Origin of the sequence: Cellulosimicrobium cellulans, assembly GCF_042723955.1 — a bacterium.
GTDB lineage: Bacteria > Actinomycetota > Actinomycetes > Actinomycetales > Cellulomonadaceae > Cellulosimicrobium > Cellulosimicrobium cellulans_H.
Genome location: NZ_JBHXIC010000008.1, coordinates 35,309 through 48,267, shown reverse-complemented (window position 1 = coordinate 48,267; position 12,959 = coordinate 35,309). Strand labels below are relative to the sequence as shown.

The following is a 12,959-nucleotide window of genomic DNA, read 5'->3' as shown; positions in this document are numbered from 1 at the left end:
CACCTCAGACGAGGTCGGGCGCGTCCCGGACGACGGCGGCCATCGCCGCGGTCGCGGCGGCGTCCGCGTCGGCGTGCGGCCAGCCCGGGCTCGCGGCGCGCGCATGGTCGTTGAGCGCGCCCAGCACGTCGAGCGCCCGCGCACCCACCTGGCGGGCCTGCGGCGTGAGGCCGCCCCGGATCTTGAGCTGACCGAGCACGATCGCGACCTGCGCCCGGGCTTCCGCCGCGAGCGTCGCCTCGTCGAGCGTGCCGGAGCGGAGCCCGTCGGACGCGGCCTGGCGCCCGGCCGACCAGACGTCCTCGGGCACCCCGAGCTCCCACGCGGCGAGGAGGCCGTCGACGAACGCGGGCAGCGCGTCGTCACGGCCGTCGGCCGCGTACCACTCCTCGAGGTCGCGCAGCGCGTCGTGCCCGGAGTCGTTGCCGAACGGCGAGAAGTCCTCGCCCTCGTCGTAGAACGGCTCGGGAGCGAGGGACACGAACACGGGGTGGCTCGTCGTGGGAGACAGGCCCTCGTCGCGGTCGTCGAGGTAGAGCGTCATGGTGGCGACCCTAGACCCACGCCGGACCCGCCGTCGCGCCGTCCGGACGTCAGTCCCGGTTCCAGCGTTCGAGCTTGGACGGGCTGAGCACGACCCACGCCTCGGCGACCCGGCCCGACCGCACCGCGACGCTCACGACGCCGGTGACGACGCCCTCGTGGCGTACCACGAGGCCCGCGACACCGTTCACCGAGCGCGCCGCCACCTCGACGCCCGGACCGGGGCGCAGGACGCGGCACAGCGCCCGTGCCGTCTCGTCGACGCCCTCGACCACCCCGGGCGTCGCGGCGGCGCTGCCTGCCGCGTCGACCCACAGGGTCGCCGCCGGGTCCAGCAGTCCGCGCACGGCGTCCCGGTCACCGGCCGCGGTCGCGCGCAGGAGCGCCTCGACGACGCGGTCGTGCGCGGCACGGTCGACCTCGCGCCGTGCCCCCGCCCTGTCTCGCTGGGGCATGCCGGGCCTACGCGGAGACGGCCGCGAGCTTCTGCGGATTCATCATCCACAGCACGCGGTCGATGCCGTCGGTCGTGGCGCGGACCGTGAGCACGGCGAAGAACTCCCCGTCGCGCGAGAGCTTGACGGCCGGGTGCCCGTTGACGTCGGCGGGCTCGACCTCGACGCCCGCCCAGAAGCGCTCGGCGAACGCGTGGTGGTACTTCGCGACGCGCGGGCGCCCGACGACCGGGAACTTCGACGCGCGGACCGCTCCCCCGCCGTCGGAGTAGGAGATCACGTCCTCGGCGAAGAGCTGCTCCAGGAGCGCGACGTCGCCCGCCTTGGCCGCGGCGACGAAGGCGGTGAGCAGACGGCGCTGGGCCTCGGGGGCGACGGGCGCACGCCGCTCCTCGCCGAGGTGCCGGCGCGCCCGGCTGACGAGCTGGCGCACGCTCGCCTGCGAGTGCCCGATGATCTCCGCGATCTGCTCGTACGGGTAGTCGAACGCCTCGCGCAGCACGTACGCCGCACGCTCGGTCGGCGTGAGCTTCTCCAGGAGCATGAGCAGCGCGACCTCGAGCGCCTCGCCGCGCTCGGCGCCGAGCGTCGGGTCGGCGCTCGTGTCGACGGGCTCGGGCAGCCACGGGCCGATGTACGTCTCGCGGCGCACACGCGCGGACTGGGCGACGTTGATCGCGAGGCGGGTCACCGTCGTCGTGAGGAACGCGTCCGGGTTGCGCACGGTGGACCGGTCGTACGTCTGCCAGCGCACCCACGCGTCCTGAAGCACGTCGTCGGCCTCGGCCGCGCTGCCGAGGATCCGGTACGCGATCCCGAACAGCCTGCGTCGTGCCGCGCTGAACTGCCGCTCCGCCGACTCCAGGTCCGTCCCTCGTCCGTCCACGTCCGACATCCTCGCCCGCCCTCGCCTCGCCGTGAAGCCCTGCCGGTCGGCAGGACGCTCTCGTGCACCCGACCGGACAGGGTCCGGATCTGTGACAAGGGCACGACGAACGGGCCGTGCGTGGGTCCGGCGGCGGGTGGGACCAGCCGCGATCTGCTTGGCGCGTACCCGCGAAGGGCCGCCTGAAACCCGGTGCTCCCGCTCTTACCTCACGACTCGGCCGGACCCTCCGACGCGCGTCGTCCTTGCTGCCGTCTCGACCGGGCGGGCGTCCGGCGTGTGACACGAGGAACGCCACGCACGAGTCCTGCGTGCGTTCTTCGTGGTGCTCGGCCCCGGCGGTCCGGAGGCTGGAGGGGCAGGGGACGACCGATCTCACCGAAGGAGAGACGACCATGAGCGAACCCGTCCTGGAACCGGAGGCGCAGGCGTTCGCCGACGCCGTCGCGACACCCCCGTTCGTCGACGAGCTCGGCCCCGAGCGCGCCCGCAAGGTCCTCGACGACCTGCAGGCGCAGCTCATCGAGATGGCACAGGTGGAGGAGGTCTGGGTCACCGTCCCCGCGGGCGACGGCTCGGTCCGGGTCCGCGTCGTCAAGCCCCGTGGCACGACCGGCACGCTGCCCGTCGTGCTGTACATGCACGGCGGCGGCTGGGTGCTCGGCGACGCCGGCACGCACGACCGCCTGGTGCGCGAGCTCGCGGTAGGCGCCCGGGCCGCCGTGGCGTTCGTGGAGTACGACCGCTCCCCCGAGGCCCGCTACCCCGTCGCTCTCGAGCAGGGGTACGCGGCGGCGCGCTGGATCACGACCGAGGGCGCCACCCTCGGTCTCGACGCGGCCCGCCTCGCCGTCGCGGGCGACTCGGTGGGCGGGAACCTGACCGCCGCGCTCACGCTGCTCGCCAAGCAGCGGGGGGACGTGACGTTCGTCCACCAGTCGCTCTACTACCCCGTGACCGACGCGGCACAGGACACGGCCAGCTACCGCGAGTTCAAGGACGGCCCGCACCTCACGGCCCGGGCCATGGCGTGGTTCTGGGACAGCTACCTGCCCGACGTCGACCGGCGGTCCGAGATCACGGCGTCACCGCTGCGCGCCTCGCTCGACGACCTGGCCGGGCTCCCGCCCGCGTTCGTGATCGTCGACGAGAACGACGTGCTGCGCGACGAGGGCGAGGCGTACGCGCGCCGCCTGCTCCAGTCCGGCGTCCCGACGACGAGCCTGCGCTACAACGGCACGATCCACGACTTCATGATGCTCAACCCGCTGCGCCCGACGCGTGCCACCACGGCCGCGGTCGAGCAGGCGGTCCACGTGCTGCGCACCGCGCTCGGCACCCTCTGACCGGTCACGACCCGGTCCTCGCCCGCGACGTCCGGTCGCCGGGCGGCCCCTCCCGCACCGAGAGAAGGAAGAACCATGTCCACCACCCAGCCCCTCGTCCTCCTGGTCCACGGCGCGTTCGCCGGCTCCGACAGCTGGGACGGCGTCGTCGAGCGCCTCCTCGCGCAGTCGGTCGACGTCGTCGCCCTGGCCAACCCGCTGCGCTCCGTCACGGGCGACGCCGCGTACGTCCGCGACGTGGTCGCGGCGGTCGACCGTCCGGTCGTCCTCGTCGGGCACTCCTACGGCGGCATCGTGGTGACCGGCGCCGCCGCGGACAACGAGGCCGTCAAGGCCCTCGTCTACGTCGGGGCGTTCGCGCCCGACGCCGGGGAGTCCGCACTCCAGCTCTCGGGCAAGTTCCCGGGCAGCACGCTGGGCGAGACCCTGATCGGCTACCCGCTCACGAGCGGGGGCAACGAGCTGCGGATCCGCGGGGACGCGTTCCCGTCGCAGTTCGCGGCCGACGTCCCGGTCGAGCGCGCGGTCGTCATGGGCGCCGAGCAGCGTCCCGTCACCGAGCTCGCGCTGAGCGAGGGCCTGCCCGGCGCGGACGCGGCCTGGCGGCACGTCCCGTCGTGGTTCGTCTACGGCGAGGAGGACCGGAACATCCCCGCCGAGCTCCAGCGCTTCATGGCCGAGCGCGCCGGGTCGCGCGGGACCAACGCGGTCGCCGGCGGGTCGCACGCCCTGTCGGTGTCGCGCCCCGCGGAGGTCGCGGCCACGATCATGGACGCGGTCGCCGCCGTCTCCTGACGCGCCGACCGGTGCGGCCCCCGTCGTCCCGGCGACGGGGGCCGACGTCGTCCCCGACCCGGACCAGGGCGCCCGCAGCCCGCGCCGCGGCGAGGCCCTCGGCGTCGCCCGAGCCCTCGAAGAGCTCGACGGCGCGCGCCAGGTCGGCACGCGCACCCGCGTGGTCGGCCTCGGCGCGTCGGGCCTGAGCGCGGTAGACGTGCATGTGCGCCGCCGACGGCCGGGCGCCCTGCGCCAGGAAGCCCGTGATCGCCTCGGCGGCGACGCGGCGCGTGGTCGCCCAGTCCTGCCGGTCGAGGCTGATGCGCGCGATCGCGCCGAGCGCGTGCAGCGCGGTGAACTCGGCGACCTGCCCGCGCGGGGCGGTGCGGGGGTCGCGCACGAGCGCGACGACGTCGCGCAGGTTGGCGATCGCCTCCTCCTCCCGACCCAGCCCGGCGAGCCCCTGGGAGCGCTGGAAGAGCGCCTGCGGAAGTCCTTCGCGGTCGCCGGCGCGCCGGAAGAGGTCGGCCGCCTCCTCCGACGCTGCCACGCACAGCTCACGGTCGCCGGCGGCGCTCGCGCACCATCCCACGTAGTAGGCCGCCCAGGCGCGCAGGCCGGGGTCGCCGTCGCGCTCGGCCGCCTCCCGCGCACTCCGGGCCGCCGCCATGCCCGCGACCACGTCGCCCTGGCAGTGCACCGCCGCCCACGCGAGATAGCCCTGGTGGGTCGCGAGCAGCGCGTCGTCGCCGAGCGCCGCCGCCGCGGCGGCCGACGCCCCGTAGACCTCGTGCCAGTGGCCCCAGAAGGGCCACAGGTCGGAGAACCAGTGCAGGGCCTCTGCGACCTCGACCACGGCGGCGTGCTCCCCGCCGCGGGCGGCCCTCTCGAACGCGGCGAACCAGGCCGCCGCCTCGTCGACGAGCCAGGCCCGGGCGGCGTCGCTCGACGCCAGGCCGACGACGTCCGCGGGGTCCGCGGAGCCCTCGCCCAGGACGTCCGGCTCGAACCAGCGCCCGGCCCGCACCGTGGTGCGCAGGAGCCAGGCGTCCGCGCGCCGCCGCACGGCGGCGCGCTCCTCGGCCGGCTCGGCGTCCTCGAGCGCCCGGTGCGCGTAGAGGCGCAGCAGGTCGTGCAGCGCGTACCGGTCGTGCTCGGCCGGGCGCACGAGGCTCAGCGACACGAGCTCGTCGAGCAGCTCCTCGGTCGTCCAGACCGGTTGCTGCGCGAGCGTCGCGGCGAGGCCGGTGCCGACCTCGCGCCCGTCGGCGAGAGCGAGGCGCCGGAACAGCCGCTGCGCCGCCGGCCCGAGCTGGTCGAACGAGAGGTCGATCGCGGCGCGCACCGAGAGGTCGCCGGCGGACAGCGCGTCGAGGCGACGGTCGGCGACCGTGAGGCGCGAGGCGAGCGCGTCGACCGTCCACGTCGCGCGGCTCGCGAGCCGGTTCGCCGCGATGCGCAGGGCGAGCGGGACGTCGTCGCACAGCGCGGCGAGGCGCGCGAGGTCGTCCGCGGACGCCTGCTGCTGCGGGACGAGCCGTGCCAGGAGGGCGCGCGAGTCGTCGGGGCGCAGCCGCTCGAGGTCGACGCGCTCGACGTCCTCGAGCCCTTCGAGGTGCCGCCGGCTCGTCACGAGCACCGCCGCCGGCCCCGCCGACGGCAGCGCGGCGCGCACCTGCGCCTCGTCGCGCGCGTCGTCGAGCACGACGAGGACGCGCCGGCCGTCGAGGAGAGCGCGCAGCCGGGCCGGGTCGGAGCTGCCCCGCGTGCCCGTCCCGACGAGCGCCTGGACGAGCCGCGCGACGACGCTTCCGGGACTGACCGCGTCGGGAGAGGTGCCCGCGAGCTCGAGGAAGAGCTGGTCGTCGAACTCGCCCTGGAGCCGCTGCGCGGCACGGACCGCGAGGCTCGTCTTGCCGTATCCCGGCGGTCCCGTGACCACCACGACGGGCGAGGGCGACCCCGGGGCCGCCCGCAGCGCGCGTGTCACCCGGTCGAGCTCGTGCTCGCGCCCGGTGAAGTCGGCGGCCCCGCGCGGCAGCGGCAGCCGCCACCCGGGCTCGGGGCGGGACCGGCGCCGTCCCTCGCGCGCCGCCCGCAGGACGAGCGCCCGGTCCTCCTCGTCGAGGCCGAGCGCGTCGACGACCGCGAGCATCGTCCGGTGCTGGGGGCCGAGGGCGGCACCCCGTTCGATGTCGCTCAGGGTGCGGTCGCTCACGCCCGACAGCTCCGAGAGCCGTTCGAGCGTGAGGTCGGCGGCGAGCCGGAACCGGCGCACCGTCGGGCCGAGCGCTTCCGTGTCCATGCGCGCCTCGCCGTCGTCTCGGGGTGGAGTCCTCGGGTGGAGCGGGGACGCGCGCCCCGCGGCGTTCGACCGCGGGGCGCGCGTCCGGTCGTGCTAGCGCGCGGCGACCGCCTGCTGCTGGCGCCAGTCCGCGAGGCGGGTGCTCGCGATCACTGCCCCCTCGCCCGGGACGAGCGAGTCCTCGGACAGCGGTGCGCCGAAGTACCGCGCCTCCGGGTCGGCGACGACCTCGCGCGGGTCGTCGAGCGACGCGAGCGTGGTCCGCACGAGCTCGTCGAGGCGGAAGACCTCGGGCCCCGCGATCTCGACGATCCCGCGGACCGGCGCCCCGGTGACCACGTCCGCGACGGCGACCGCCACGTCGGAGGCGGCGATCGGCTGGAACAGGACCGGGGCGAGATGCACGACGCCGTCCTGCGTGGCGCCGTCCGTGATCGACTTGAGGAACTCGAAGAACTGCGTCGCGTGCACGATCGAGTACGGCACCGGCGAGCCCGTGATGAGCTCCTCCTGCGCGATCTTCGCGCGGAAGTACCCGCTCTCGGTCAGGCCCTGCGTGCCCACGACGGAGAGCGCGACGTGGTGGCGGACGCCCGCCTTCTCCTCGGCCGCCAGGAGGGTGCCCGTCGAGGTGCGGAAGAAGTCGAGGACCGCCTGGTCCTCGAACGAGGGCGAGTTCGAGACGTCGACGACGACGTCCGCGCCCTCGAGCACCTCCGCGACGCCCTCCCCTGTCAGGGTGTTGACGCCCGAGTTGGGCGAGGCGGGGACGGCCTCGTGGCCGCGGTCCCGCAGCACGGTGACGAGCTTCGAGCCGATGAGCCCCGTACCGCCGATCACGACGATCTTCATGGTGTCCTCCTGTCGGTGCGCGCGGCGCGTGCCGCCCTGTCACCCCACTCGACCGGGCACGCGCACGCGGTGTGACACGTCGCCGACCGCCGGCCGTGCAATGCGCTCGATCCCCGGGTGGCCCGCGTGCCAGGGTGGTGCCCATGGCCGACACCACCGACGTCCGCCCGGACGCCCTCGACCGGGTCGCCTGGCCCGTGACGACCCCGCGCCTCGTGCTGCGCCGCGCCCGACCCGAGGACGCGGACTCCCTCTTCGCCTACCGCAGCCTGCCCGCCGTGGACCGCTGGCTCACGCAGCGGTTCACCGACGCCGAGGAGTGGCGCGAGCACCACGCCGATCCCGGCCGGCTCGCGACGACGCTCGTCGTCGAGCACGACGGCGAGGTTGTGGGCGACCTCTACCTCGCGGTGCGCGACGGCTGGGGCCAGCGCGACGTCGTCGACCGCCCCCGCCCGGACGAGGCCGAGATCGGCTGGGCGCTCTCGCCGTCGCACCAGGGGCGCGGGTACGCGACGGAGGCCGTCCAGGGCCTTCTCCGCGTGTGCTTCGAGGACCTCGGCCTGCGGCGGGTCGTCGCGAACGCGTTCCTGGCGAACGAGCCGTCGTGGCGGCTCATGGAGCGCGTCGGCATGCGGCGCGAGGGCGTGGGCGTGCGCGACTCGCTGCACCGCGACCTCGGCTGGGTCGACGGCGTCACGTACGCGCTGCTGGCCGACGAGCGGCGCTCGGGTGCTTGACCCTGACGCGACGTCAGGCCCCACGCTGGCCGCATGACCGACACGTTCCCCGCCTTCGACCTGTCCCCCGTCCCCGTACCGGGTCCCGACGCCGTCGCCCCCGAGCCGTTCCGCGGCATCTACGGCATGCCGCAGTTCGTCACGATCCCGACGGCGGACCTCACCGCGTCCGTCGCCCTCTGGACCCGGGGGCTCGGGTTCTTCGACCTGTTCTCCGTCCCGGGCGGCGTCGTGCACCTGCGCCGCTGGGCGTTCCAGGACGTCCTGCTCGTCCCGGGCACGCCCGCTGGGGAACCGAACGCGCTCACCGTGAGCTTCTCGTGCGTCCTGTCGCAGCTCGACGCGATCGTCGCCGCGTGCGAGGACGTCTCCCCCGGGTGCACGACCGGCCCCCGGGAGACGCCGTGGGGCTCCCTCGAGGTCGAGGTCCGCACGCCCGAGAACACGCGCGTCGTCATGACCGCGGCGCGGCCGTACGACCCCGAGAGCGACGCCGCGCGCTTCCTCCACGACATCGGGATCGAGGCACCCGGCGCATGACACCGGGTGCCGTCCGGGCGACACTGGGGCGCGTGACCACCGATCACGCGCCCCACCGCGTCGCCGACGCGCTCACCGTCGGGGACGCCGCCCGGACCGTCGGGGTCACCGTGCGGACGCTGCACCACTGGGACGCGGTGGGGCTCGTCAGGCCGTCGGAGCGCACCGGCGCGGGCTACCGGCTGTACTCGCCGGCCGACCTCGCGCGCCTGCGCCGCGTGGTGGCGTACCGCGAGCTCGACGTCTCGCTCGAGGACATCCCCGAGCTGCTCGACGCGCCCGGTGACGACGCGGTCGACGTGCTGCGCCGCCACCGGGTGCTGCTCGGCGAACGGATCGCGCGCATGGAGCGGACCGCGCACGCGCTCGACCGGCTCCTCGACGCCCGGGAACGCGGTCTGCTGCTCACCCCCGCGGAACAGGTCGCGCTGTTCGGTCGGACGTGGGATCCCGCGTGGCCCGCCGAGGCGCGCGAGCGCTGGGGCGACACCCCGCAGTGGGCGCAGTACGCGGAGCGGTCCGCCGAGCGGACGCTCGACGACTGGCAGGACCTCGCCGACGGCGTCGCCGCGCTCGAGGCCGACCTCGCGACCGCGTGCCGCGAGGGTGTCGAGCCATCGTCGGTGCGCGGGCTCGCGCTGGCCGAGCGCCACCGCGCCTCGATCGGCACGCACTTCGACTGCACGCCCGCGCGGCACGTGTGCCTGGCCCGGCGGTTCGTGGAGGACGACGGCTTCCGCGCGCACTACGACGGGCTCGCCCCCGACCTGGCCACCTGGCTCCGCGCCGCGGTCGATGCGAACGCGCGCTCGCGCGGCGTGGACCCGGCCACGGCCACGTGGGACTGAGGAGACCGGCCCTCGACGCCGGCTACGCCGCGCGCGACCTCGCCGCGCGCCACATGGCGACGAGGTCGCGGACGCCGTAGCGCAGGTAGGTCCGCTGCGGTCGGGTGCCGCGCACCAGCGCGTCCGTCCCGCCGTCGCAGTACACGACCTGCCCCGTCGTCGAGCGGTTCTCCGCGGAGGCCAGGTGGGCGAGCAGGCGCGCGACCGGCTCGACCGGGCCGGGGGCGCCGAGCGGCTGCGGGAGCGCGGTCTCGAGGAGCGCCCGGTCGCGCTCCCACGTGGCCAGCACGATCTCGGTCGCGACGATGCCCGGCGCGACGGCGTTGAGGACGATCCCCGCACCGGCCCACTCCTGTCGCACGGCCGTGGTCCGCACCCAGTGGTTCAGCGCGGTCTTGCTCGACCGGTAGAGCTGGCTCCCGCGCCGCGTCCGGACCAGGTGCCGGGCGGTTGCGAGAGCCCGCGCCTCGTCCCCGCGCGCGCAGGCGCGGACCATAGCCCCGCTGCCCCGGTGGAGGGTCGAGGAGGACGACACGACGACGGCCGCCGGTGCCGAGGTCGCGGCGAGCGCGGGCCGGAGGCCGTCGAGCACCTCGACCGTGCCGAAGTAGTTCAGGGCGACGGTCTCCGGTCGCGGGGCGCCGGACCCCGCGACCGCGACGACGGCGTCGAGCCGGTCGTCCGTCCGCCGACGGACCTGCTCGACCAGCGCGGCGCGGCCCTCCGGGGTCGTGAGGTCGGCGCGGACGTCGACGCCCGCGCCCACCCCGCACGCGACGACGTCGGCCGTCCGCGCGAGCAGCCGGGCAACCTCCCGTCCGAGGCCGGAGTCCGCTCCGGTGACGACGTAGCGACGCGGGTGGCGTGTGTGCTCCATGGACCCACCCTGCCACAAACTACAGATCTGCATAATCTCCGAGACACGGCTAGGCTCCTCGCGTGACGAGCGAGAACGGCCACGACGTCCGGCGACGGCGCACCCACGAGGCGATCCTGGTCAGCGCCGCGCGCCTCGTCGAGGCTCAGGGTTTCGCCGGGACGACCGTGGCGGAGGTCGCACGTGCCGCCAACGTCTCGGAGCGGACGTTCTACCTGCACTTCCCCACCAAGGAGGACCTCCTCTTCGACCACGTGCACGGGTTCACGGAGCTCGCCTGGCGCGTCGCGGAGGAGTCGCGGGCACCGTCGGCCGCCGCCCGGGTCGACGCCGCGGTGCGGGCGCTCGTCGACGCCGCGACCTCGGACGACGCCCTGGTCGCCCAGGCGCGTGCTCGCGCGGCCCTGGGTGGGAGCGGCCGCGTGCCCGCCTCGCTCACCCTCCGGCTCGCGACGCTCGTCGCCGGGCTCGCCGACCGCGTCGCGCGCGGGACGCGGAGCCCGCTGCGCGACGTCGCACCGATGGTCGGCGCCGCGGTGGGCGCGGTCGGGGCCGCGGGGCAGGTCCTCGCCCAGGAGACCGACGATCCCGCGGCCCTGCGCGACGGGATGCTCGCGGCGCTGGACGCCGCGCTCGTCGGCTTCCGGGACTGAGCCGACCGGCTTGTCGGTGCCTCTGGCTACGGTCGCCCCGAGCGCCGTCGCACGCCGGGACGTCGCACCCCGACCGGACGGAGCCCCCGCATGCCCGTGACCGCAGACGACCTCGACGCCGCGACCGCCAGCGTGGCCCGGGCGCTGGGCCCCGTCGCCTCGCGGAGCTGGACCGGTGCCCCGGGGACGGGGACGTGGGACGCCTGGCACACCGCCGAGCACCTCGGCGACACGCTCGTGTCGTTCGCCGCCCAGCTCGTCGCGCGCCCCACCTCGCGCTTCGTTCGGTTCATGGCCGTGGCGGACGAGGACGCGCCCGCGGACGGGGTCCTCGAGATGGCGCTCACGGGGTCCGGGGTCCTCTCGGCGGTCCTCCGCGCGAGCGGTCCTGACGCGCGCGCGTTCCACCCGAGCGGCGTCGCCGACCCGGAGGGCTTCGCAGGCATGGGCTGCGTCGAGGTGCTGGTGCACGGCGACGACGTCGCCCGCGGCCTGGGAGTCGCGGTCGACCCGCCGCGGGGCGTCTGCGCTCGGGTGCTCGCGCGGATGTTCCCGCACGTCGCGCACCAGGTCACGGGCGTGGACCCCTGGGACGCGCTGCGCTGGGCGACGCACCGCCTCGAGCTCGCGGGCCTGCCGTCCCAGGCCGACTGGCAGTGGCACGCCGCCCCCTGAGGTGGTCGGCGGGCGTGCGAGCGACCCGCTCCGGGGAGAGGCTGTGACCCTCCCGCACCACCGTCCGAGGAGTCGTCGATGCCCGGCACCTCCGCCCCCGGGGCGGCCCCAACGAGCGCCGTCCACGCGCGCGCCGGGCTCGTCCCGGGCGACGTGGTGCGCGCCGCGGCCGCGGCGAGCCTCGTGATCGCCGTGGGGCTCGACGGCGTCGCTGTGGCGCTCTTCCTGCTCGTGCTGGGCGGGACGATGGTGCCGCGTGCGCTCGGCCTCACCGCTCCCCTGGACGTCGCGTACAGCGCCACCCTGCTCGCCTCGGCCTGGGCCGCCCAGCTCGAGTGGTACCGCGCCGTGCCGTGGCTCGACCTCCCCGTCCACGCCGCCTGCACGGGCCTCATCGCCGCCGTCGCGTACGTCGCGCTGCTGCGCACGGGCATGCTCGCCGACCCGGGCACCCTGCGTCCCGGACGCGCCCGCGCGGGCTCCCTCGTCGTCGTCTCCGGCCTGGGCGCGGTGCTCGCGGTCCTGTGGGAGCTCGGCGAGTGGGCCGGGTACACGTACCTCGACGACCGCATCGGCGTCGGCTACGGCGACACCGTGACCGACCTCGCCGCCGGGCTGCTCGGCGCCGTCGTCGCGGGGACCCTCCTGCCCAGGAGCCGCCGGCCCGGAGCGACGCCGTGACCCGCCCCACGGTCTCCGTCGTCGTGCCGGTCCGGGACGACGCCGAGGCGCTCGACGAGTGCCTCGCCCTGCTGTCCCGGCAGACGGTCGCGCCGATCGAAGTCGTGGTCGTCGACAACGCCTCGAGCGACGACTCGGCGCACGTCGCGCGGCGCTGGGGCGCGGTCGTGGTGTGCGAGGAGCGCGTGGGCATCCCCGCGGCGGCCGCCGCCGGGTACGACGCGGCGCGCGGCGACGTCATCGCCCGGCTCGACGCCGACTCGCGCCCGGACCCCGGTTGGGTCCAGCGAGTCGTGGACCGCATGGCCGCCGACCCGTCGCTCGACGCCATGACCGGCACCGGGACGTTCGACGACCTGCCGCGCGGCGCGCGCACGGCCGCCGCCGTCGCCTACCTCGGGGCGTACTACGTCCTGTGCCACCTCGCGCTCGGGCACACTGCGCTCTGGGGATCGTGCATGGCGCTGCGCCGCACGGCCTGGGCTGCGGTGCGCGACGTCGTCGTGCGCGACGACCCGGAGGTGCACGACGACCTGGACCTCTCCTTCCGCCTCGGGCCACGGCGGCGCACCGTGCTCGTCCGGTCGTGGCGCGTCGGCGTCTCGGCGCGGTCGCTGCGGGGGCGACGCCAGCGGGCGCGGCGACTCGACCGCGCGTGGCGCACGCTGCGCGTCAACTGGTCGGGGGGGGGGGGCGCGGGGCGCGGGCGGGCGCGGCGGGGGCGGGCGGCCGGGGCGCCGGGCGGGGGGGCGCCCGGGGGGCGGGGCGGCGGGGGGCCCCC

Annotated in this window: 15 protein-coding genes; 9 read left to right on the top strand and 6 right to left on the bottom strand. The window is 76.0% G+C overall.

The window, feature by feature from the left end; genetic code table 11:
* Positions 1–4: 4 nt before the first annotated feature.
* From ACFWH7_RS04055 to ACFWH7_RS04045, 3 genes are read right to left on the bottom strand one after another with little or no spacing between them, the layout of a single operon-like run.
* The gene (locus tag ACFWH7_RS04055) at positions 5–544 is read right to left on the bottom strand and encodes a hypothetical protein (RefSeq protein ID WP_378215159.1); all 540 of its coding nucleotides are present in this window, start codon (positions 542–544) and stop codon (positions 5–7) included.
* 49 nt (positions 545–593) lie between these two features.
* Positions 594–998, bottom strand: a complete 405-nt coding sequence (locus ACFWH7_RS04050; protein ID WP_378215158.1) for a sigma-70 family RNA polymerase sigma factor family protein — start codon at positions 996–998, stop codon at positions 594–596.
* A 7-nt stretch (positions 999–1,005) separates the two neighbouring features.
* On the bottom strand, positions 1,006–1,884 hold the full coding sequence (locus tag ACFWH7_RS04045) for an RNA polymerase sigma-70 factor (protein WP_378215156.1): 879 nt from the start codon (positions 1,882–1,884) through the stop codon (positions 1,006–1,008).
* 395 nt (positions 1,885–2,279) lie between these two features.
* Between ACFWH7_RS04045 and ACFWH7_RS04040 the strand changes: the two genes are divergently transcribed.
* Complete coding sequence (locus ACFWH7_RS04040) at positions 2,280–3,230, top strand: alpha/beta hydrolase (protein ID WP_378215155.1); 951 nt, start codon at positions 2,280–2,282, stop codon at positions 3,228–3,230.
* 75 nt (positions 3,231–3,305) lie between these two features.
* The gene (locus tag ACFWH7_RS04035) at positions 3,306–4,025 is read left to right on the top strand and encodes an alpha/beta fold hydrolase (RefSeq protein WP_378215154.1); all 720 of its coding nucleotides are present in this window, start codon (positions 3,306–3,308) and stop codon (positions 4,023–4,025) included.
* On the opposite strand, the gene ACFWH7_RS04030 is transcribed toward ACFWH7_RS04035, so the two are convergent.
* Positions 3,997–6,312: an ATP-binding protein gene (locus tag ACFWH7_RS04030; protein ID WP_378215153.1), complete on the bottom strand. Its 2,316-nt coding sequence runs from the start codon at positions 6,310–6,312 to the stop codon at positions 3,997–3,999. The two genes, ACFWH7_RS04035 and ACFWH7_RS04030, sit on opposite strands and share 29 nt — an antisense overlap.
* A gap of 93 nt (positions 6,313–6,405) precedes the next feature.
* Entirely contained in the window at positions 6,406–7,164 is a 759-nt protein-coding gene (locus ACFWH7_RS04025) for an SDR family oxidoreductase (protein ID WP_378215152.1), read from the bottom strand.
* 143 nt (positions 7,165–7,307) lie between these two features.
* On the opposite strand from ACFWH7_RS04025, the gene ACFWH7_RS04020 reads away from it, so the two are divergent.
* From ACFWH7_RS04020 to ACFWH7_RS04010, 3 genes are read left to right on the top strand one after another with little or no spacing between them, the layout of a single operon-like run.
* Positions 7,308–7,904 carry a GNAT family N-acetyltransferase gene (locus ACFWH7_RS04020; RefSeq protein WP_378215151.1) on the top strand — a complete coding sequence of 199 codons (597 nt, stop codon included), beginning with the start codon at positions 7,308–7,310 and terminating at the stop codon, positions 7,902–7,904.
* 33 nt (positions 7,905–7,937) lie between these two features.
* Positions 7,938–8,444 carry a VOC family protein gene (locus ACFWH7_RS04015; RefSeq protein ID WP_378215150.1) on the top strand — a complete coding sequence of 169 codons (507 nt, stop codon included), beginning with the start codon at positions 7,938–7,940 and terminating at the stop codon, positions 8,442–8,444.
* A gap of 32 nt (positions 8,445–8,476) precedes the next feature.
* A complete protein-coding gene (locus ACFWH7_RS04010; RefSeq protein ID WP_378215149.1) occupies positions 8,477–9,292 on the top strand; it encodes a MerR family transcriptional regulator in 816 nt (271 codons plus the stop codon).
* 22 nt (positions 9,293–9,314) lie between these two features.
* Here ACFWH7_RS04010 and ACFWH7_RS04005 read toward each other — a convergent pair whose 3' ends face one another.
* Complete coding sequence (locus ACFWH7_RS04005) at positions 9,315–10,169, bottom strand: SDR family oxidoreductase (protein ID WP_378215148.1); 855 nt, start codon at positions 10,167–10,169, stop codon at positions 9,315–9,317.
* A 62-nt stretch (positions 10,170–10,231) separates the two neighbouring features.
* Here ACFWH7_RS04005 and ACFWH7_RS04000 point away from each other — a divergent pair, with 62 nt between their 5' ends.
* The 4 genes from ACFWH7_RS04000 to ACFWH7_RS03985 all read left to right on the top strand — a co-directional run.
* Positions 10,232–10,822, top strand: a complete 591-nt coding sequence (locus ACFWH7_RS04000; RefSeq protein WP_378215146.1) for a TetR/AcrR family transcriptional regulator — start codon at positions 10,232–10,234, stop codon at positions 10,820–10,822.
* A 90-nt stretch (positions 10,823–10,912) separates the two neighbouring features.
* Entirely contained in the window at positions 10,913–11,497 is a 585-nt protein-coding gene (locus ACFWH7_RS03995) for a maleylpyruvate isomerase mycothiol-dependent enzyme family protein (protein ID WP_378215145.1), read from the top strand.
* A 78-nt stretch (positions 11,498–11,575) separates the two neighbouring features.
* Positions 11,576–12,178 (top strand): hypothetical protein, encoded by a 603-nt coding sequence (locus ACFWH7_RS03990; RefSeq protein WP_378215144.1) that lies wholly within the window; start codon positions 11,576–11,578, stop codon positions 12,176–12,178.
* The coding region (locus ACFWH7_RS03985; protein WP_378215143.1) for a glycosyltransferase family 2 protein at positions 12,175–12,959 on the top strand (785 nt) is incomplete at its 3' end. The genes ACFWH7_RS03990 and ACFWH7_RS03985, both read left to right, overlap by 4 nt.

Coding starts and splice junctions, on each gene's coding strand:
- ACFWH7_RS04025 (WP_378215152.1), bottom strand. CDS start 7,164: ATGAAGATCGTCGTGATCGGCGGTACGGGGCTCATCGGCTCGAAGCTC.
- ACFWH7_RS04035 (WP_378215154.1), top strand. CDS start 3,306: ATGTCCACCACCCAGCCCCTCGTCCTCCTGGTCCACGGCGCGTTCGCC.
- ACFWH7_RS04020 (WP_378215151.1), top strand. CDS start 7,308: ATGGCCGACACCACCGACGTCCGCCCGGACGCCCTCGACCGGGTCGCC.
- ACFWH7_RS03995 (WP_378215145.1), top strand. CDS start 10,913: ATGCCCGTGACCGCAGACGACCTCGACGCCGCGACCGCCAGCGTGGCC.
- ACFWH7_RS04040 (WP_378215155.1), top strand. CDS start 2,280: ATGAGCGAACCCGTCCTGGAACCGGAGGCGCAGGCGTTCGCCGACGCC.
- ACFWH7_RS03990 (WP_378215144.1), top strand. CDS start 11,576: ATGCCCGGCACCTCCGCCCCCGGGGCGGCCCCAACGAGCGCCGTCCAC.
- ACFWH7_RS04055 (WP_378215159.1), bottom strand. CDS start 544: ATGACGCTCTACCTCGACGACCGCGACGAGGGCCTGTCTCCCACGACG.
- ACFWH7_RS04030 (WP_378215153.1), bottom strand. CDS start 6,312: ATGGACACGGAAGCGCTCGGCCCGACGGTGCGCCGGTTCCGGCTCGCC.
- ACFWH7_RS04015 (WP_378215150.1), top strand. CDS start 7,938: ATGACCGACACGTTCCCCGCCTTCGACCTGTCCCCCGTCCCCGTACCG.
- ACFWH7_RS04050 (WP_378215158.1), bottom strand. CDS start 998: ATGCCCCAGCGAGACAGGGCGGGGGCACGGCGCGAGGTCGACCGTGCC.
- ACFWH7_RS04005 (WP_378215148.1), bottom strand. CDS start 10,169: ATGGAGCACACACGCCACCCGCGTCGCTACGTCGTCACCGGAGCGGAC.